Annotated in this window: 19 protein-coding genes and 1 tRNA gene; 8 read left to right on the top strand and 12 right to left on the bottom strand. The window is 61.1% G+C overall.

Annotation, left to right across the window (positions count from 1 at the left end; translation table 11 throughout):
- The first annotated feature begins 4 nt into the window (after positions 1–4).
- The 5 genes from V7E26_RS07095 to V7E26_RS07115 all read left to right on the top strand — a co-directional run bounded on the left by V7E26_RS07095 (position 5) and on the right by V7E26_RS07115 (position 4,606).
- Positions 5–730, top strand: a complete 726-nt coding sequence (locus tag V7E26_RS07095; RefSeq protein ID WP_324414727.1) for a PIG-L deacetylase family protein — start codon at positions 5–7, stop codon at positions 728–730.
- Positions 727–1,419: a 4-carboxy-4-hydroxy-2-oxoadipate aldolase/oxaloacetate decarboxylase gene (locus V7E26_RS07100; protein WP_324414728.1), complete on the top strand. Its 693-nt coding sequence runs from the start codon at positions 727–729 to the stop codon at positions 1,417–1,419. The genes V7E26_RS07095 and V7E26_RS07100 overlap by 4 nt, the downstream gene beginning before the upstream one ends.
- 7 nt (positions 1,420–1,426) lie before the next feature.
- A complete protein-coding gene (locus tag V7E26_RS07105) occupies positions 1,427–2,272 on the top strand; it encodes a hypothetical protein (RefSeq protein WP_324414781.1) in 846 nt (281 codons plus the stop codon).
- 167 nt (positions 2,273–2,439) lie between these two features.
- Positions 2,440–3,390 carry a catechol 2,3-dioxygenase gene (locus tag V7E26_RS07110; RefSeq protein WP_324414729.1) on the top strand — a complete coding sequence of 317 codons (951 nt, stop codon included), beginning with the start codon at positions 2,440–2,442 and terminating at the stop codon, positions 3,388–3,390.
- Positions 3,391–3,538: 148 nt separating this feature from the next.
- Positions 3,539–4,606, top strand: coding sequence for a DUF3616 domain-containing protein (locus V7E26_RS07115; RefSeq protein ID WP_324414730.1), 1,068 nt, complete (start codon positions 3,539–3,541; stop codon positions 4,604–4,606).
- A 115-nt stretch (positions 4,607–4,721) separates the two neighbouring features.
- Here the strand turns inward: V7E26_RS07115 and V7E26_RS07120 are convergent, their stop codons facing one another.
- The 10 genes from V7E26_RS07120 to V7E26_RS07165 form a co-directional block, all read right to left on the bottom strand.
- Positions 4,722–5,825, bottom strand: coding sequence for a peptidase S8/S53 subtilisin kexin sedolisin (locus tag V7E26_RS07120; RefSeq protein WP_324414731.1), 1,104 nt, complete (start codon positions 5,823–5,825; stop codon positions 4,722–4,724).
- Between the two features lie 316 nt (positions 5,826–6,141).
- Complete coding sequence (gene arfA, locus V7E26_RS07125) at positions 6,142–7,668, bottom strand: arabinosylfuranosidase ArfA (RefSeq protein ID WP_324414732.1); 1,527 nt, start codon at positions 7,666–7,668, stop codon at positions 6,142–6,144.
- Between the two features lie 30 nt (positions 7,669–7,698).
- A complete protein-coding gene (locus tag V7E26_RS07130; RefSeq protein WP_324414733.1) occupies positions 7,699–8,535 on the bottom strand; it encodes a carbohydrate ABC transporter permease in 837 nt (278 codons plus the stop codon).
- Entirely contained in the window at positions 8,532–9,401 is an 870-nt protein-coding gene (locus V7E26_RS07135; RefSeq protein ID WP_324414734.1) for a carbohydrate ABC transporter permease, read from the bottom strand. Before V7E26_RS07135 ends, V7E26_RS07130 begins: the two co-directional genes overlap by 4 nt.
- Before the next feature lie 71 nt (positions 9,402–9,472).
- Positions 9,473–10,720 carry an extracellular solute-binding protein gene (locus V7E26_RS07140; RefSeq protein WP_324414735.1) on the bottom strand — a complete coding sequence of 416 codons (1,248 nt, stop codon included), beginning with the start codon at positions 10,718–10,720 and terminating at the stop codon, positions 9,473–9,475.
- A 129-nt stretch (positions 10,721–10,849) separates the two neighbouring features.
- Positions 10,850–11,992 carry an ABC transporter substrate-binding protein gene (locus tag V7E26_RS07145; protein WP_324414736.1) on the bottom strand — a complete coding sequence of 381 codons (1,143 nt, stop codon included), beginning with the start codon at positions 11,990–11,992 and terminating at the stop codon, positions 10,850–10,852.
- Between the two features lie 18 nt (positions 11,993–12,010).
- On the bottom strand, positions 12,011–12,997 hold the full coding sequence (locus V7E26_RS07150; protein WP_324414737.1) for a branched-chain amino acid ABC transporter permease: 987 nt from the start codon (positions 12,995–12,997) through the stop codon (positions 12,011–12,013).
- A complete protein-coding gene (locus V7E26_RS07155) occupies positions 12,994–13,848 on the bottom strand; it encodes a branched-chain amino acid ABC transporter permease (protein WP_324414738.1) in 855 nt (284 codons plus the stop codon). Before V7E26_RS07155 ends, V7E26_RS07150 begins: the two co-directional genes overlap by 4 nt.
- Positions 13,845–14,588 carry an ABC transporter ATP-binding protein gene (locus tag V7E26_RS07160; protein ID WP_324414739.1) on the bottom strand — a complete coding sequence of 248 codons (744 nt, stop codon included), beginning with the start codon at positions 14,586–14,588 and terminating at the stop codon, positions 13,845–13,847. The genes V7E26_RS07155 and V7E26_RS07160 overlap by 4 nt, the downstream gene beginning before the upstream one ends.
- On the bottom strand, positions 14,585–15,379 hold the full coding sequence (locus V7E26_RS07165; protein WP_324414740.1) for an ABC transporter ATP-binding protein: 795 nt from the start codon (positions 15,377–15,379) through the stop codon (positions 14,585–14,587). The genes V7E26_RS07160 and V7E26_RS07165 overlap by 4 nt, the downstream gene beginning before the upstream one ends.
- A gap of 253 nt (positions 15,380–15,632) precedes the next feature.
- Here V7E26_RS07165 and V7E26_RS07170 point away from each other — a divergent pair, with 253 nt between their 5' ends.
- The 3 genes from V7E26_RS07170 to V7E26_RS07180 all read left to right on the top strand — a co-directional run bounded on the left by V7E26_RS07170 (position 15,633) and on the right by V7E26_RS07180 (position 18,024).
- Positions 15,633–16,835, top strand: a complete 1,203-nt coding sequence (locus V7E26_RS07170; RefSeq protein ID WP_324414741.1) for an ABC transporter substrate-binding protein — start codon at positions 15,633–15,635, stop codon at positions 16,833–16,835.
- Between the two features lie 423 nt (positions 16,836–17,258).
- Positions 17,259–17,753: a septal ring lytic transglycosylase RlpA family protein gene (locus tag V7E26_RS07175; RefSeq protein ID WP_324414742.1), complete on the top strand. Its 495-nt coding sequence runs from the start codon at positions 17,259–17,261 to the stop codon at positions 17,751–17,753.
- Between the two features lie 197 nt (positions 17,754–17,950).
- Positions 17,951–18,024, top strand: a tRNA-Gln gene (locus V7E26_RS07180).
- A 120-nt stretch (positions 18,025–18,144) separates the two neighbouring features.
- Here the strand turns inward: V7E26_RS07180 and V7E26_RS07185 are convergent.
- Both V7E26_RS07185 and V7E26_RS07190 read right to left on the bottom strand, forming a co-directional pair.
- Positions 18,145–18,675, bottom strand: coding sequence for a hypothetical protein (locus tag V7E26_RS07185; RefSeq protein WP_324414743.1), 531 nt, complete (start codon positions 18,673–18,675; stop codon positions 18,145–18,147).
- Entirely contained in the window at positions 18,672–20,000 is a 1,329-nt protein-coding gene (locus V7E26_RS07190) for a tetratricopeptide repeat protein (RefSeq protein WP_324414744.1), read from the bottom strand. The genes V7E26_RS07185 and V7E26_RS07190 overlap by 4 nt, the downstream gene beginning before the upstream one ends.
- Positions 20,001–20,002: the final 2 nt, after the last annotated feature.

Genomic DNA, 20,002 nt, shown 5'->3' on the forward strand with positions numbered 1-20,002 from the left:
GATCATGAGCAACACTGGCAAAACGGGCCTTGTGGTCACGGCCCATCCCGGCGATTTCGTCTGGCGCGCGGGCGGCGCGATCGCGCTGCACGCAAGGAAGGGTTATCGCATCAAGATCGCCTGCCTGTCGTTCGGCGAGCGCGGCGAGAGCCAGTTCGCCTGGAAGGAGGCGGGCGCGACCATGGAGAAGGTCAAGGCCGGACGGCGCGACGAGGCGCAGCGCGCCGCCGAGATGCTGGGCGCGGAGATCGAGTTCTTCGACGCCGGCGATTATCCGCTGCGGCTGACGGAAGCGCATTTCGACCGCATGGTCGACATCTACCGCGAACTCAACCCATCCTTCGTGCTGACCCATGCGCTGGAAGATCCCTATAATTTCGATCATCCGAACGCGGCGCATTTCGCCCAGGAAACCCGCGTCGTCGCGCAGGCGATGGGGCACAAGCCCGGCGCCAAATATACCTACTCGGCGCCGCCAGTATTCCTGTTCGAGCCGCATCAGCCCGAGATGTGCAACTTCAAGCCGCAGGTGATCCTCAACATCGACGAGGTCTGGGACGTCAAGCGCAAGACGTTCGAGATCCTCGCGGCGCAAAAGCATCTGTGGGCCTATTACGAGCGGGTCGCGCTGCAGCGGGGCGTGCAGGGCGGCCGCAACACAGGCAAGCCGATGACCTATGGCGAGGCCTATCAACGGCTGTTCCCGATGGCGCTGGAGGAACTGGCATGAAGACGGTCGTCGTCCGCAACATCAAGCGCACCGATGCCGATCTCGTGAGACGGCTCGGCGCGCTCGGCGTCGCCACCGCGCATGAGGCCTATGGCCGCTTCGGGTTGATGAAGCCATATCTGAGGCCCGTATGGGGCGGGGCGGAGGTATCGGGCACTGCCGTGACCGTGCTGGCGCAGCCCGGTGACAACTGGATGATCCATGTCGCGGTCGAGCAGTGCCAGCCCGGCGACATCCTCGTGGTCGGCTGCACGACCGACAATACCGACGGCATGTTCGGCGATCTGCTCGCGACCTCGCTGATGGCGCGCGGCGTCAAGGGCCTCGTCATCGATGCCGGCGTTCGCGACGCCAAATCGCTTCGCGAGATGGGCTTTCCGGTGTGGTCCAAGGCGATTTCGGCCAAGGGCACGGTCAAGGCGACACTCGGTGCGGTGAACGTGCCGGTGGTCTGCGCCGGCATCAATGTCAGGCCGGGCGATGCCGTGGTCGCCGATGACGACGGCGTCGTGGTGATCGGGCGCAAGGATGCCGCCGAGGTGGTCGCCAAGGGCGAGAAGCGCCGCGCCGACGAGGACGGCAAACGCCAAAAGCTCGCCGCCGGCGTGCTCGGCCTCGACATGTACAATATGCGCGAGCCGCTGGCGAAGGCCGGGCTCGTCTATGTCGATGAGTTGGAGGAGGACTGAGGTGGCGATGCGCCTGCGCACCTTGCTCGGCGACCATCCCGGCACGACCGCGCTCAAGAATGGATCGGTCCGATCAGATCTGGTCGAATTCGATTTCGCGCAGTACTCGCCGACCAACAAGGGCTTCAAGCCGATGGTGCGCGAAGCGGCGTTCGACGTCTCGGAGATGGCGATCGTCACCTATCTGATGGCGAAGAGCTTCGGCAAGCCGATGGTGCTGCTGCCCGATGTCGTGCTGGCGCGGTTTCAGCACGGGCATGCGCTCTACAATGCGAAAGCCGGCAAGCTTGGACCGCGCGAGCTCAACGGCAAGCGCGTCGGCATCCGCTCCTTCACCACCACGACCGGCGCCTGGCTTCGCGGCATCCTGGCCAACGACTACGGCGTTGATCTCGATTCCATCGACTGGGTGACATTCGAGGACGCCCATGTCGCCGAATTCGTCGATACGACCAAGCGGGCAGGCGCAGGCAAGCAGATCATCCAGATGCTGATCGATGGCAAGCTCGACGCGGTGCTCGGCGAAAAATCGGATCATCCGGATTTGAGGCCGCTGTTTGCCGATGCCGCGGGGGAAGAGAAGGCCTGGTTCGTCAAGCACGGGGTGGTGCCGATCAACCATATGGTGGTGGTGAGTCGATCGATGTCCGAGGAGCGTCCCGACACGGTGCGAGAAGTACATCGGCTGCTTGTCGAAGCCGCCGCCGCTTCGTCGGCAGCGCCGCGCTTCAGCCGGGACGAGATGCAGCGCTCGCTGGAGCTGATCATCGATTATTCCGCGCAGCAAAAACTCATTCCGCGCGCGTTCTCGGTGGATGAACTGTTCGACGATGTCACGCGCGCGCTTAGATAGCCATCCGCAGCGCTGTCGTCGTCCGCCTTGTGCGCAATTGCGCACTGGGGCAGGCGATCCAGTATTCCAGAGAAGCTCGTGCTCGACCGAGAGACCGCGGCGTATTGGATCTCCCGCCTTCGCGGGGGACGACGAACCGAGAACAATAGCGATCAGGAGGAGACACAATGACCCCGGAGCCGATTTTCGATCTCGCCCATCTCGGCCACATGGAAATGTTGACGCCGAAGCCGGACGAGAGCCTGAAATTCTTCGTCGACGTCATGGGCATGACGGTCAGCGGCCGCAAAGGCGAGTCGGTCTATCTGCGCGGCTGGGACGATTACGAGCGCTATTCGCTCAAGCTTACGGCCTCGAAGACCTCAGGCATGGAGCACATGGCGTTGCGGGCGCGCAGCCCGCAGGCGCTGGAGCGCCGCGTCGCCGCGCTGAAAGGGTCGGGCTTCGACATCGGCTGGGTCGACGGCGACATGGGGCAGGGGCCTGCGTTCCGCTGCCGCGACCCCGACGGGCATATCGTCGAGCTCTATTACGAAACCGAATGGTATCAGGCGCCGCCCGAACTCAAGCCTGCCCTGAAGAACCAGGCGCAGCGCTTTCCGGCGCGCGGCGTCAATGTCCGCCGGCTCGATCATCTCAATTGCCTCGCCGTTGACATCAAGGCGAACCGGCTGTTCTTCGAAAATTATCTGGGCCTGCGCACCACCGAGCAGATCGTGCTCAACGACGGCACGGAAGCGGCGATGTGGATGACGATGTCGAACAAGAGCTACGACTTCGCCTATACACGCGATCACTACGGCAAGGCGGGCCGCTTCCATCACGTCACCTATGCGCTCGACAGCCGCGAGGAAATCCTGCGCGCCGCCGACATCTTCCTGGAAAACGGCGTCTACATCGAAACCGGCCCGCACAAGCATGCGATCCAGCAAACCTTCTTCCTCTATGTCTGGGAGCCCGGCGGCAACCGTGTCGAGGTCGCCAATGCGGGTGCGCGGCTGATCCTGGCGCCCGACTGGAAGCCGATCGTCTGGACCGAGGAAGAGCGCAAGAAGGGCCAGGCCTGGGGGCTGAAGACGATCGAGTCGTTTCACACCCACGGCACGCCGCCGGTGTGAAGGCGCGAAAATTCGGCCGCGCGAGGTGTAGAGCCGTCGCGTGTTGGCGCGGTCTCAACTACATTTACTGATTGCATCGTTTAATTTGACACGTTGGCGATGCAGGTGCAGTGTCCTCCCTTTATGAAGTTATTTTGGGAGATGACATATGATCCAGTTCACTCCTGCATTTCGCTCGCTATTCATCGCCGCGCTGCTTGCCTCCACGACTTCCTTCTCGGCGACAGCGCAGGCCGCGAACCAGATCACAACATATGTTGGCGCCTGCGACGGTTCGGCGGCGGTCGCGCTCGATGAGAATTTTTTTGCCGTGGCTGATGATGACAGCAACGTCCTCCACATCTACCGAATAGGACAGGCAGACGCGCGCCCCGCACCCAACCTGAATCAGTTTCTGGAAGCTCCGAAGAAACGGAAGCTTGACGAAGATGGCAATCCGCGATTCCAGGAAGCCGACATCGAGGGAGCCGCGCGTATCGGTGACCGCATCTACTGGATTGGCTCGCACGGCCGGAATTCCGAGGGGGAGGCCGAACCCGGCAGAGCGCGCTTATTTGCGACGCGCATCGTGTCACAGGCGGATGGTCCTCGCCTGGAGACGATCGGGTCCGGCGCCTACAAGAAGCTGCGCGAGGACATGTTCGATGATCCGGCGCTGAAGGCTGCGAAGCTTTCCAAGAAACTTGCCGAGGCCTATGAACCCGGAGAGGATGAGGGGCGGCCGCCTGAATCGAAGAAAGGCTTCAACATCGAGGGCCTTGCTGCGACGCCGGACGGCCGACTTCTCATAGGTTTTCGCAACCCGCGCCCCGGCAAGCAAGCCTTGGTGATTCCGCTCAATAACCCGTCCGAAGTGGTGGACGCGGGCAAGACGGCTGTGTTCGGCGATCCATGGCGGCTCGAACTCGGAGGGCGCGGCATCCGCAGCATCGAACGGATCAACAACACCTACGTCATCGTGGCTGGCCCACACGGCGAGGCCAAGAAATCCAAAATCAAACCGCCATTCGCCCTGTTCAGCTGGAGCGGAAAGGAAGGAGATAACGAACCGGTCAAAATGAAGGTCGAAATCCCGGATAAATTCAGGCCTGAAGCGCTGTTCGCGATTCCCGGCAGTTCCAGCATGATGCTGCTCTCCGACGACGGGACCAAGAAGTGCAAGAACGCGGACCAGCCTCGGAAATCATTCCGGGCCTTGACGTTGCCGGCGCCGTAACGACGTCGTGTCTCCGTAGGGTTACCGAACAAGAAGCACCCGACCGATCGGCCGCATTGGTCCACGACGGGAAACTGACCTGGCGCCGAACTTCTGCCAGCATGCGCAGAACGGTTCAGGGGCCGGTCACCTCTTCGCAGTATTCCGTAAAGGCCTTGACGTTTTGCATGTATTGTTCGGCCCTCGAACCGGTGCCGTTGTATGCCTTGATGGCTTTCCAGAGATTTCCGCGCTGAGCGGTCAGTTTGCTGTCGAGCTCTTCGATGACGCGGCCGAGGCATTTGTCGAAACTGTACCATTCCTTGTTGACGAAAAAGCCTTCGGCGGTCTTCACATGCTGCAGATCGTATTGAAAGAGCCCGTAACCCTTGTAGACCCAGGGCTTGTCGTCCCAACCTTGCAGGCGACGGGTCTTGTTCGCCTCTTCGATCAGCAGGTCGGTGAACGCTTTGCCATATTTGTCGCGGAACGCCTTCGTGTTGACCGGAAATGCGGTGCGCGGGGCGCCGGGGAAATCGCCGCTGGCATCGAAGACGGCGCGTTCCACGATGGTCTGGGTCGAGTGGCGGCCGATCCACGGAATCCACTTGTAGGCGGTTTCCTGGCACACGATGGCGCAGAGATGCTTCGGCTTGTAGCTCTTGCCGGCGGTGACGTTCTTGATCTTGTCGCCGAAATTCTCCATCAGCCATTTGGCGCAAACCAGCGCCGACTTCTTCGAGATCGGCAGCAGCAGGGCGGTATCCGCCGACATGACATCGGCGGCGAGCCTTCGCGGCGCGGCAAGCTGTCTGGTCGGCTCTCCCTCGACGACGATCGAGGCGTCCGCGATCCGGGATGAGACCTCGTGCTCGAAAGCCGCGGGCGCATGGGTCTTCAGGCTATCGAGAAGGGCGATCACGCGGCGGCGCGAATCCCAGAAGTCGATCGGGTCCGCGGGACCGATCTCGCTCGTCGGATTCAGGCAGCCTATGCTCGACAGATAAAGCTTGGGCGGATGCGCGGGATGGATCAGGATTCCCGTTCTTCTGCCCGTTCCCAGCAGCAGGATGGCCGGCATCGGGGGATCGCCCGCCACTTGCTGGTTCGTCGAGTAGTCGATGGATCTGTAACTGCCGAACTGCGTCCACAGCGGATAGGTTTTTGCCTCGATCCGTTTGCCGTTGCCCGCTGTCCTGTTGTTGCCGGGTCCCAGCCGCTCGCAAATGAACCCTGCCAAGGACGGCGCCGCCGTGCCGTCAATATAGACTTGATAACTGCCATACGTGCGCTGCTTCGAGCCGCTCTTGTGCATCCCGAGGCGCTTGAGGTGTAGCTCCCATCCTCTTCCCAAGATCGGCATTCAACGCTCCCTGCCAGCACTGAAATCCCAAGCCTAAGGCCGACCAATCTAGGATGGAGATGCCGCCTCTTACAACTAAAAACACGTGCCAAAAACGTCAAGGAGTTCTATCTCGGCATGTCGTCCGAAGGCCGCAAGAGCTTCCGCGACATGAAGTCATATCGTCACCGCAAGCGCTGGGTGTGAGGGATTGCTATCCCGCATTCTTCGCGGGCCGGCATTCAAAGCGGAACACGCACCATGACGCGGCCGGGACGCTCAGGCGCCATCCGCCCTCGCGGGCCGTTGCGGCCGCGCCTTTCTCCGGCCGGACGCGTTGCGGCTCCTCAGCGGTATTGGTCGCGTTCAAATCGTCGGACCTCATGACGTGGCTTTCGAGGAAGTTGCCGAGTTCGAGGCCGCGCAGGTTGATCTCCGTATCGATGGCCTGATCGAAATTGCGATTGACGCAGAACAGGGCAAGGCTCCTTCCGTCCTCGGCCAGCACGGCAGCACTGACCAGGTCAGGGAAATGCTCGCCATCGCCCGCCGCGAAGGTCCCGCAGGTCAGGCGCATGTCGAGCACCATTCCGCGGGCCCATTGGGCGGCGTGCTGGAACGGATAGAAGATCGGCTGCCGCCAGCAGCGCCCGCCAGTCTCAGTCATGATGAGCCCGATGACGTTGACCAGTTGGGCGACGCAGGCGACCTTCACCCGATCGCAGCGGTTGATCAGCGTCAGGAGCGCGGCGCCGAATACCAGCGCGTCCTCCATCGTGTAGAGTTCTTCGAGGATGGCCGGCGCTTCCGGCCAGCCCGGCTTGGTGCGGGTGGCTCGATCGCGGGTGCGATACCAGACATTCCATTCGTCGAATGAAAGCATGACACGCTTGGGAGACCGGCGACGCGCGGCCACGGCGTCAGCGACAGCGACAATCTCGTCGATGTAGCGCCCGACCCAATCGGCCTCGGCCATGAAGTCGCGCGATCGGTTGCCGTGTTTGGAAAAATAGCCGTGGAGCGAAATGTACTCCACCACGTCGAATGTTTCCTCCAGGACGACGCGTTCCCATTCGGCGAATGTTGCCATGCTGCGGCTGGAAGAGCCGCATGCGACCAGTTCGATGCCGGGATCGAGCCAGCGCATCAGCTTGGCGGTTTCGCGGGCGAGCGTGCCGTACTCGCGGGCGGTCTTGGCGCCGATCTGCCAGGGCGCGTCCATTTCATTGCCGAGGCACCAAAGCTTGACCCCATGCGAATCCGGGTGGCCATGTTCATGTCGCAAGTCGCTGAGCGCCGTGCCGGACCCGACGTTGCAATATTCGAGCAGCGCCCTGGCTTCATCCGCGCCTCGCGTGCCCAGATTGACGGCCATCATGGGCTCCATGCCCGCCTTGACGCACCAGTTCATGAATTCGTTGGTGCCGAACGCATTGGTCTCGGTGCTGAACCACGCCAGCTCGCGGCGCCGGGGCCGCTTGTCGACCGGGCCGACGCCGTCCTCCCAATTGTAGCCGGAGACGAAATTTCCGCCGGGATACCTGATGATGGTGACGCCGAGTTCGCGGACCAGCTCCAGAACATCCTGGCGAAAGCCTTCACTGTCCGCCGTCGGGTGTCCGGGCTCGAAGATCCCGCCATAGACGCATCGCCCGAGATGTTCGACGAAACTGCCGAACAAGCGAGGGTCGGTCTTTCCCACCACGAAGGCGGGATCCAGAATGATGGTGGCTTTGGCCATGGATCGCGCTGCTCCAATTGACAAGATGTGTCAGCCCTTGACGGCGCCGATGGTGAGACCGCGCACCAGATGGCGCTGGACGAAAATCATGACGAGAACGATCGGCAGCATGATGCCAATGGCGCCCGCTGCTGAAATCGACCAGTCGCTCACGTCCTCGCCGCCAAAGGAGGCGATCGCCACCGGCAGGGTCTTCGTCCTGATACCCGTCAGCACCAGGGCGAACAGAAACTCATTGTAGGAAAGGAGGAGGCTGAACAGCGCCGCGACCGTGAGGCCAGGGCGAGCCAGAGGCAGGATCACGATTCGGAAGGTCTGCCAGAGATTGCAGCCATCGATGGCTGCGGCTTCGTCGAGGTCGCGCGGGATGTCCAGGAAGAAACTGTACATCAGCCAGATCGTGAAAGGCTGGTTGATCGCCACCAGCGCCAGGATCAGCAGCGGGTAGGTGTCGATCATCTTCAGGAAGCTGCCCATGACGAAGAATGGAATCGCCAGCAGCATGTGAGGAAACATCCGGATCGTGAACAGCCCGAACAGGATGGGAGACGCGCGGCGCTGCGGCATGCGCGACAGCCCGTAGGCGGCAAGGCTTCCGATCGGAACCGAGACCAGCACGGTGCCCGCCGAGACGATCAGGCTGTTGAGGAGATAGCGAGCGAAATCGCGGTCGAACCAGACCTGGCGATGATATTCGAAGGTCGGCTGAAAAAGGACGGTCGGCGGGACCGTGAACGCGTCAGCGGGATTCTTGACGGATGTCAGTGCGGCCCAGATCAGCGGAATCAGGTTGATGAGCGTGAAGACCGCCAGGCCGATAATCAGCAGCGTCTGGTTGCGAATTCGCGTCGTCTGACGTTTCTTCATCCGCTTCTTCCGTAGCCGCGATGCAAAATGCTGCTGAAGGTCGCGATAATCGCGGCAACGATGACGAGCGTGATGATCCCGAGCGCCGAGGCTTTTCCAACCTGCAACAACTGGAAGCCGAGCTGGTAGGTATACATCGTGATCGTCTCGGTGGCGGTGCCTGGACCACCTCCGGTCAGGACGTAGATGGTGTCAAAGAAGCGGAACACGTCCATCAGCCGCACCGACACGGTGAACACGATCACGGGTACCATGGATGGAAGCACGATGTGGCGAAGGATCCGCCAGCCGCCGGCTCCGTCGATCTTGGCCGCTTCTATCTGCGCCTGGTCCAGCGTCTGCAGGGCGGCATAGAGCACCAGCATGACAAACGGCGTGAAGATCCAGGCGTCGGCGAGGACCACGCAGATTTTCGCCCACATGGGATTGCCCAGCCAGTCCGGCGGGTTGATGTTGAAGGTCAGCAGCGTCGCGTCGATCAGGCCCCAGTTCGACGTCAGGATCCACTTCAGAAAGAGCGTCGCCACGACAGGCGTAATGATATGGGGCAGAAAGAGCAGGATCATGAAAGCGCGCACACTGAATGTCAGCTTGTAGAGGGCGAGCGCAAGAGCAAACCCCAATGCAAATTCGACGGCGACCGATCCGAAGGCGATCAGGAGGGTGGTCCAGAGCGACTGCCAGAAACGTGCTTCACCGAGCAATTGCGTGTAGTTCGCCAGTCCGACGAAACGCACCCCCGGGGAGCCGAGATGGTAGTCGAATGCGCTCAGATAGGCGGCGTATCCAAGGGGCCACAGAAGGACGAGCGTCATCAGGCCAAAGCTCGGAGCCAGGAACAGCCATAGGCCGCGCTGCCAGCGCATGACGTCAGATCTTTCGAAAGGAGGTTCTGGCGGCAGGCGTTTCCGCCTGCCGAGGGGCAGGGGTGCGCGAACTACTTGTAGTACCCGCGTGACTTCAGCAACTCGGTGGTCTCCTGCGCGGCCTGATCCAGGGCTACCTTCACTTCCTTTTCGTTGGTTACGGCCTGCAGGATATGCCGCGTGACGATGGCCCCGACGTCGAGGAATTCCGGCAACGGAGGAAACGGCTTTCCAACCTCAAGCGACGCACGGGCGCCTGGATACCAGCGATATCGACTGGCAAGCTCGGCGTCTCCGAGCACGGAAAGGCGAGGCGGCATCGCCAGTTCCGCGCCCTTTTGCATGCTCTTCTGACTGGCCGCCGTCGCGATCATCTTGAAGATCGCATCCTTGTCCTTCGATGAATATTTCGAGATGGCGAAACCATCGTTGGCGATGCGCTGTCCGCCGCCCGGAGGCGCAACCCAGTTGATCTTCCCGACAAAGCGCGACTTCTTCTCGTCATCCATCGAGGCCGCGCGAGTGAACCATTGCAGGCCCATGGCGGCCAGACCCTGCTGCAGGTTGATGGTCGATTCGTCGTTGGCGGCGGAAGTGAAGCCTCGGGGAGCGAAAGCCGTCATCTGCTTCATCAGGGTGATGGCGTTCACGCCGGCCGGCTGATTGAAGATCGGCTTCCAGTCCTTGTCGAACCAGCCTTCGCCCACCGCGTTGAGATACCAGTGCGACTCGTTCAGGCAGCCGTCGACGGGCTTCAGCGTCATGACAGTGCCGGAGACCCGTCCCTGATGCAGCTTTTTCGCGGCATCCAGATATTCCTGCATCGTCTTGGGGGGCGCCAGGCGGTTCTCCTTGAAGAGATCCTCGCGGTAGAAAAACATCTCCGTGTTGGTCAGGATCGGCATCGAGTAGATGTGACCCTTGTGGGTCATGGATTCCATGACCGACTTGGGAAAGTCGTCGAGCTTGAATTCGTCCTTGTACTTGGCCCAGAGTTCGTCCAGCGGCTCCAGCCAGCCGCTCGCCGCGAACTTCTGCATCGTGGTGTCGTTGAGATAGGCCACATCGATAGCGTCGGAGCGGGCCGACATCGTGATCGAAGCCAGTTCGACTTCCTTGTCGATCGGCATCAGTTCAACCGAGACCTGCCCTTCGGGGAGGGCCTTCTTCATCTGGTCGGTGTAATACTCCAGCGCCGGCTGGCGGTGGCTGATGACGCGGATGGGGCCAGCCGCATTGGTGCGGGTCACATAGGGAGCAACGGCTGCGACGGCGGCTGCCTTCACGAATACGCGGCGCGAAATTGATTTCCGGCTCATTTTGGCGTTCTCCCTGAAGGGCTCCCGCGGACCGGCGCCCCCGTTCTTTTTGAAAAAGGTAGGGCAGTCGGGTCAGGGTGTCAAAGCCGTGATCGGTGTCTCCGCTCGCGGCTTCCTCCCGGCACGCGTTTACTCGATCGCTTCGAGCTTGGCGTTCTTGCCGTCGATCACCTTGAAGACCACATATCGCGGCTGCATCTGACCGTTCGGCAGGAACTGAACGTCGCCGAATACGGTGTCCTTGATGGCCTGTCCGCGGATCGCCGCTGCCACGGTCTTGCGGTCCAGCGATTTGGTGGCCTCGACGGCCTTCGCCCAGACCTGCACGGCGGCCGCGCCAAGCGCCGCGCTTTTGTCGGGTGCAACGCCGTAGGCCTTGGTATAGGCGGCGACGAAGGCGGTGCTGGACGGCATGCTGGTGAAGGGCGGCAGGTCGGGGAAGAAGATGTCTGCCGACACGATCCCATTGTTGGCGTCGCCGGCGACCTTGAAAACCGTCGTCAGCATGATGCCGACGGCACCGACGAAGGTGGATTTGATGTCGGCCTGGCGATACTGCTCCACCATGGCCGGCAGGCCCGACGAATTCGACGAGTTGGTCACAATGATCGCATCGGGGTTTGCGCTCTTGAGGTTCGTGAGCTGAACCCTGAAATCCGTATCCTTGAACGCGAACTTCTCGGTCATCGTGACTTCGCCGGAGAAGTTCATCTTCTTGAACTCGGCTTCGACGGCGGCCTGGAAGCCGTTGCCGTAAACATCGTTCTGGGTGAGGAACGCGACCTTCTTCGCTTTGAGTTTCTCGACGACATATTTCGCGATGACGCCGGCATCAAAGCCGTTCGAACTGTTGATGCGGACGGCATTGGGATTGGTCTCGCCGCTCAGAATGAGATCGGATTTGGAGACGGCGGTGATGTCCATGATGCCTGCGCGCGCCAGGATCGGCTGCATCGCAAGCGTGACGGGCGAATTCCATCCCTCGATGACGAGATCAACCTTCTCCGAAATCATCTCGTTGGCGCGGCTGACACCGACCGCGGGCGTGCTCTCGTCATCCTTCGAGATCACGGTGATCTTGCGCCCGAGCAGGCCGCCCTTTTCGTTGAGTTGCCCGACGACGAGCTTGACGGCATTGGTGACGGTCTGGCCATCCGGACCCGCACCGCCGCTGAGCGGGAAGATTGTCCCGACCTTGATGTCCTGCGCCGCCGCCGGCGCGACGAGGCTGGCGAGAAGGGCGAAAATGGTAAGCGAAAGTGTCTTGCTCATGCGTTCTTCCCTTGTTTCTTATTTTGAAGAATGGATTTTTCCGAAGCGTCGATACAGCCCGACAAGCCCTGTCGGCCAAAAGATTAGGACAATGGCGAGCACGGATCCAAGGATGATCTTGTTCCAGTCCCCGCCCAGCGAGAGCAGGTTCTGCTGGGCAATCAGCAGCGCAATGCCGATCAAAGGTCCGATCAGGATGCGCCGGCCGACCAGCACGACGGCAGTCAGCATCAGGACCAGAAAGTAGGCTTCGAACATGTCGGGGCCGACATAGCCTCGCTGATAGCCGTAGAGCCAGCCGGCCAGCCCAGTGATCGGCGCGGACAGAACGAAGACGGCGAGCCGGATTTTCCGGGGATTGACGCCGAGGCTGGTGGCGAGTGCCGGGTTCATCTGCACCATCAGCGCGGTGGTGCCGAGTTTTGAGCGGCGAAAACGCGCGATGAAACCCAGCGTGAGCAGGAGCAGGATGAAGGCGACCGGCCAGAGGTCCTCCTGGCTCAAGCCCGAGAACGTCGCAAAGCCGAACGGCAGGACCAGCGCCGGAATACCCACCACGCCGTCGGAGCCGCCGATCGCATCCCAGTTGAAGGCGATTTCGTAGGCCACGACCGCGGCGGCGTAGGTCACGAGCGAGAATACGAATTCACGGGTTCGCAGCGTCACCATGCCCAGGAACAGGGCCGCAGCGACACACAGCGCGATGGCCGCGAGCGCCGTGCCCCAGCCATTGAGGCCGTACTTGACCGAAAGGTTGGCGGCGGCGTAGCCGCCGATCGCCCAGAACAGGGTATGGCCGAGGCTTACCTCGCCGAGATAGGACAGGACGAGGTCGACGCCATAGCACATGACGGCGAAGATCGCGATTGTCGTCAGCGTCGAATAGGCGACAGAGCCTCCGCCGAGGAGGCGGGGCATGAAGAAGCCGACAATGATCAGGACGACGACGATTGCGGCGCGCAGCGAGGACATGGGAGCCGGCGATGAAGTATCGAGCACGGTCATTTTGCCGCCAATCCCGCCGGGCGAACCACCAGCAATATGAGCATCAGGGCAAAGGCGGCTGCGGTGGTGTAGGCATGTGCCACGAAGGCGCCGAAGAACGCGGTGAACAGCCCGAGCCCAAGCCCGGCCGCCAGCGCCCCGCCAATTGATCCGATGCCACCAACGACGACCACGACAAAGGTCATGATGACCTCGTTGAAGCCCATGCTGGTGAGGATAGGCGAGCGCGGCGCCACCAGGGCGGCGCCAACGGCCACGGCCGCGCACTCGAACATGAATACCAGGAGGTAGACCACTTGGGCGTTGATGCCGAATAATCCTGCGAGCTTGGAATCCTCCGCCACCGCGCGAATGACCGAGCCGAACCGGGTCTTCTGGGTGAACCACCACACGCCGCCATACAAAGCGAGGGTAACGACCAGTACGAGGACATCCTGCCAGGTGAACCATAGCGGTCCGATATCTATTTTCGCGCGGACCAGCGTGCCCGGAAAGGTGTGCGGATTGCCGCCGAAGATAAGTGCGCTTCCGCCCTGGATGACGTAACCGAGGCCGAGCGTGACGATCATCAGGCTGGTCAGGTTCTGCGTCATGACGAGGCCCATCATGGCGCCCTGCATCAGCGCGCCCAGCATGGCGAGGAACACCGCAGCGACCACGATCGCCAGAGGGTAGGACAGCCCAAGCTTGGTGATGGCATACCATGCCACGAACGCGCCGAGCATGTAGAGCTGACCATGGGCGAAGTTAACCAGGCGCGCGACGCCGAGCAGAATGGTCCAACCGAGCGCGATGCAGGCATAGCCGGAGCCGAGCACAATGCCGTTGATGATCTGCTGCGCGATGTTCACGAACTCGCTCCTTCGGAGATCGTGCCCAGATACGCTTCGACGATGCGGGGGTCGGCAGCCATGACATCGGCGGGGCCCTTGCCGACGATGCGCCCGCGCTCAAGGAGGTACAACTGATCGACTACCTTCAGCGCAGCCTTGACGTTCTGTTCGACCAGCAGCACCGGCAGACCGCGATCGACCAGCAGGCGGATGCGTGACAGCAGATCGGAAATCAACCGCGGCGCCAGTCCCGCGGATGGTTCATCCAGCATCAGCACGCGCGGCCCGGCAAGCAGCGCACGGCCGACGGCAAGCATCTGCCGCTCGCCACCCGAGAGCGCCGCGCCCTTATGGCCACGACGCTCGGCAAGGCGGGGAAAGAACTCGAACACTTCGGGGATGGTGAATGTGAGCCGGTCGGTGGCGTTTGCCGGCGGTCGTATCAACTGAAGGTTCTCGTCGACGGTCAGCTCCATGAAGATGTTCTTGCCTTCCGGCACCAGCGTCAGGCCCTGCGCGACGCGCTGATGGGCGGCGAGCGCGCCGATATCAGAGCCTCCGAGCCGGACCGTTCCCGTCACCGCCGCCCGCCCGCGCGACCAGCCGGCAAGCGCGTTGACCAGGGTCGATTTGCCGGCGCCATTTGCGCCGACCAGACCCACCATGGTGCCGGCCGGCACGCTGATGTCGATGTCGGACAGCGCGACATTTCCGGCGTAGCGCACGGTCAGGCCCTGGCTTTCGAGAACGCCGCTCATTCGTCGCGTCCGAGGTAGGCTTCGACCACGCGGGGATCGCGCTGGATCTCCGCTGGTGTGCCGGTTGCGAGCATCGCGCCCTGGTCGATCATGACGATGTGGTCGGCAATGGACATGATCAGGTCCATGTGATGCTCAATAACGACGAGCGCGAGCTTTCGCCGGCGCAGGCTGATCAGAACGTCCGCGAGCTTCTTCATGTCGCCGCCGCTGAGGCCGGCGGCGGGCTCATCAAGCAGCAAGACCTTCGCGCCTGTGCCGTACGCAAGCGCAACCGATAGCAGGCGCTGTACGCCGTAGGGAATGTCTCCGGGAAGCTGGTGCAGGTACTGCGACGCGATCCCGAAATAATCGAGCAGTTCCGCGGCAGCCAGCTCGGCCTGGCGTCGGGTCGCGGCCTCTCGCCATGGCATGAGCAGCGAGGTCGACAGGCTGGTCGAGTAGTCCCGGACGATTGCCGAGACGGCATTTTGAAGGACGGTCAGCTCGCCGAAAAAGGAGTTCTGCTGGAACGTCCTGCGCAGGCCGCGGCTTGCGAGGTCGAATGTCCTGACGCTTGAGACGTCGATCTTGTCGAGAAATACCCGGCCGCGCCGGTCGACCGCATTGGTAACGGCCGCGAAGCAACTACTTTTTCCCGCACCATTTGGGCCGATGATGCCGAGGATCTGATCGGCAGATGCTGACCAGCTTACGTTGTGCAATGCAACGAGTGCGCCGTACTGGACGGTAAGACCTTCCACGCGCAGCACCGCGTTGGCGTCCGAACGCTGGGATTGCTCTGCGTGCACCTAACCCCTCATGGCCACTCGTCGGCGATGATCTCCGAGAAGCGACCCGGCAATACGATCTCGACGTTTCCTCTGATCTTTTGGCGAGACTTTAGTGCCGCTTTCAACGCTGCTGCAAGGAAACTTCAGGAGTAGCTGCACTGCGATTTTGCAATACTGACCAGCGTCCATACGCAATGCGATGCGTTGGGCGTGCTGTATCGTGCATCGCTGCCGAGAGAAAAGCAGCCAATAAAATCAAAGGGAGACGGTAATGAAATGGCAGGTAATTGCAGTCGCTGCGGCTCTCGCAGTCGCAACCCAGGCTGCAGCCGCAGAAAAGAAATACGGGCCCGGCGCGAGCGACACGGAGATCAAGCTTGGCCAGACTTCGCCGTTCTCGGGCCCTGCCTCCGCCTATAGCGTGATCGCGAAAACCCAGGCCGCCTATTTCAAGATGATCAACGATCAGGGCGGGCTGAATGGTCGGAAGATCAATCTGATCACGCTCGACGATGCCTACAGCCCGCCGAAAACAGTTGAGCAGACGCGCAAGCTGGTCGAGCAGGAAGAAGTCGCGATCATCCTCAATCCGCTGGGAACGCCGACGGGTCTCGCCGTACGAAAATATCTCAACGACAAGAAGGTGCCGCAGCTGTTTGTCGGAGCGGGCGCTACGCTTTGGGGAGACCACCAACACTTCCCGTGGTCGATAGGTTTCCAACCGTCATATCAGGCAGAGACAGCCGTCTACGCCAAATACGTCCTGAAGAACAAGCCCGATGCGAAGATCGCGTTGTTCTACCAGAACGACGATGCCGGCAAGGATTACGGCAACGGCTTCAAGAAGGGTCTTGGACCTGAGAACGCCAGGATGGTGATTGCGGAGGCAACCTATGAATCGACCGATCCGACCATCGACAGCCAGATCGTGAAGCTGAAGGCATCCGGCGCCAACGTCCTGTTCGTGCACGCCATCCCGAAGCAGGCCGCGCAGGCGATCCGCAAGATCGGCGAGATCGGTTGGAAGCCCGACATGTTCTTCCTTGCGGCCACGTCCACCTCGGTCTCGTCCGTGTTGCAGCCCGCCGGATTCGATCATTCAAAGGGGATCATCTCGGCCTACACGTTCAAGGATCCCAATGATCCGCAGTGGAAGGACGACAAGGACGTGCAGGCCTGGAATGAATTCATGCGGAAGTATTTCCCCGATGGCAACCGTCTGGATCAGTTGATCGTATACGGCTACGTGGTGGCCGAGGCGACGGTGCAGGTTCTCAAGCAGTGCGGCGACGATCTCACGCATGAGAACATCATGAAGCAGGCGGCAAGTCTTGATGTCGTCGTGCCGATGCTGCTGCCGGGAATCAAGATCAAGACATCGCCTGACGATTACTTTCCGATCGAGGCGATGCGCCTTCAGCGGTTCAATGGAGAGAATTGGCAGCTGTTCGGCGAGACGATCGGAAGTGATTGAGGGAAATCAGGCTCTGCAAGCACCCGCGCAAATGTCAGCTTTCAATCGGAGAGCTGACATTTGGTTCCGGGACTACAACATCCACCAATGACACGTAGGACGTCGCAAGCATCAAGCTCGTTGTTTCGCTTGCAGGCGATGGAGCGGCTGAGCCCAAAGGTCGTCTCGATTTCCGCGGCATCTCGGTGGACCGGAGTTCTACGGTAAGCTCCATTCAGTCATGTTGCTGACGCAATCTCTGTCTTAGTCGTGGACAACCAAAAACACTGTGTGAAGTAACCGCTCCGGTTCCCACAATGGTTCCGCTGCCAGGATTGGCAGGAATTAGCAAAACACTGGCACGAGTTCGCAAAACGCTTTCGCGTTCGCTCTGCCATTTTTGCATCGGGAACCGATCGACATAAGAAAATCCATCGAGGTGTTATGATGCTGTTCCGCTCGAGCGCCGCAGTTTGCGGCGCCCTGGTTGCGATTGCCGTTTCTGTTACCGTTGTTAGAAGTGAAGTCGTTGTGGTTCATTCCAGCGCCGTCGTCTATGCCGCTTCCGGGGATGCGATCATTGGCGCTGCATCGATGTACAATCCGTTCCGGCCCGGATGGCGGGAGGGCGGCCCGAATACCGCCTCCGGCGAACGCTACGATCCCTCTGTCTGGGCGGCTGCCATCAAGACGAGTCTGCGCGATAAATTCGGTGGGGTCCAATTTGGCGCGAGGCCGAAATATGCCCTCGTCGAGGCTGCAGGCAAGAAGGTCATCGTCAAGATCAATGACGTGGGGCCGCTGACGCCTGGCCGCATCATTGATCTCAATGAGCGGACGATGCGCTATTTCGATCCGAGCCTGCAGCTCGGAGTAATTGCTGGTGTAAGCGTCAGGCCGCTTGCGGGAGACTACTGGATTCCCGGACCGGTCGGCTGAGGAAGGGCCCACCTGCTGGCGATGGCCGGGGCCATGTCAGCCAGTGAAGAGGGACCTGTCCAAGTAGTCGGTAAACAGGACTGGACCACGAACGCCTACGTCGCTATATCAGCCGCACACCGCAGCTGATTTGCAAAACTTCCTACAACAAGATTGCAAAACGCCTGACAAAAGTGTCTATAAATCAGACACTTAGATGGGGAATGGTGTAACGGTAGCACAACAGACTCTGACTCTGTTTGTCTTGGTTCGAATCCAGGTTCCCCAGCCAGATCAGGCTTTCCGGTCAACGGATTGATCCGAACGGATTTTTCCCCGCAGACGATGAACATATGGGCCCATCCTGGACCACAGGGGGCGCAATCCACCGACCAGCCTCATAACGCCAGCGCTAGGCGGCATCAGGCAGCGGCGGCGGCGAGCCTCTCGACACGGCGTGGACGACGAGCGCGATCAGGCAGCCGAAGAAGATACTGAACACAATAAACCACTGCACGAAGAACAGCCCAAACATCGCTGTTGCCCCCAGCGCTCCCACGAACACACCGGCCAGCGCCGGCAGGATCTCCACCTTCATCAGAAGCGGAAAGGTCAAATAGAACTCGCCAAAGCCCGCGCAGAAGAATGAAATGTACATCGCGAAACAGCTGGCCCGGAGGATCGCAAAGCATCCGGCGGCCATTCTTCCTCCGAGCCTGGCATAGGCCTTCGTCGGCCAGATCCAGTAGGCGAAGGCCATCGACAGCAGCATCGGGTAATAGACGGGTGTCCAGGGCATGGCTTGCGGGATCGGCTTGTCGAAATCGATGCCGCCGATCACTTTTGGCTCGGTCGCGTAATCCAGGATCGTGCTCTTGAGAATATAGGCAAAGAGCAGCGCGGCCAGCGCCGCGGCGATTTTTCCGGTCCTGGTGGCCGTCATGGTCTTATGTCCCTGAACCGCGGCATGTCGGAACTGGGCTGCATCGGACTGGTATTTGCTTCGACCAGGATTTGGATCAGATCCTCGCTCGACAGCTCCTTGGAGAGCTCGTCCATTCGCTTTCGAGCCTTCTCGTTGCCGGCGCCCCGATTGGCGATCCGATAGAGAGCGTAGATCTGCTTGACGTCGCGTTTTCCGAATCCGTTGTCCAGGAAAGTAGCGTAGGACATCGCGCAGGCGGGGTGTGCGGTACGATCGACGCACTGTTTCAAAAGTCCGACGCCCTTCGCGAGATCGCCCTGGCCGAAGCGGGCGGCGAACTCGGTGTAGTACATCGAGAGCGTCAGCATCGCCGTTGGTTCGTTCAGCTCGGCGGCGCGCTCGAGCCATTTGAGGGCATCGGACGGATCATCCGAAATTCCCTGCGCATAGGCCTGCATTCGGCGCACACCAAGGTGGGTCAGCGCCTCGCGATGGCCGAGCGCGGCAGCCTTTTCCATCAGCCGGTCGGACTCGAGGTCATCCTTCGCCACGCCGCGGCCCGTGGAATAGAGTACGGCCAGATAGAACGTGGCCTTCGCATCGTCCCGATCGACCGCAACCTTCAGATACTTTGTCGCACGCGCGGAATCGATGCTGCCCATCCAGCCCGAAAGATATCCCTGGCCGACGACGCGGGCGGCGTCGACGTCGCCCTTGGCGGCAGCATTCAGGATCAGCTTCTGGCCCTTCTCGATATCGTGCTGGATACCGGGCACTCCGATGATGTGCAGCACGGCGAGCACCGCCATCGACTTGACATCGCCCTTGCCCGCGGCCTGCTCGACACTGAGAACGCCGCTGCGAAGCGACGCGCCATCCTTCTGCGCCATCAATGCCAGCCCGCGGACCAGCAGCACGTGCGGATCGTTCGATCCGGCGGCCCCCAGCAATTCCAGCGCCTTTGACGAGTTCTTGCTGCGGTAGGCGCGCCAGGCCTCCGTCAGAATCGATTTCTGCGGCTCTGGATCGCCGGCAAAATAGCGCTCGTCGAGTCCGAGGTCGCCAAGTTGCGGCATCATGCTGCTGTCGCGGCGGGCGAGCCTGGCAATGTCAGCCGGTGTCTTGATGTCCTGCTCGGTCAGCTTCGGCGGCGTGACGGCGCTGCGCGCGGCATTGCCGACGACCGAGAACGACTGCAGGCCGTGGATGAACAGCAGTACGACGGCACCGATCACGGCGAATTCGCTGAAGCCGCGAAACGTGGCGTTGGCCGCATAGAGCTCGAGGAAGAGGCGGAAGGCGCTCTTCCCTTCACCCTGCAGGATGTGCGATTGACCTGCCATGA

The organism is Bradyrhizobium sp. (assembly GCF_036735945.1).
Classification (GTDB): domain Bacteria; phylum Pseudomonadota; class Alphaproteobacteria; order Rhizobiales; family Xanthobacteraceae; genus Bradyrhizobium.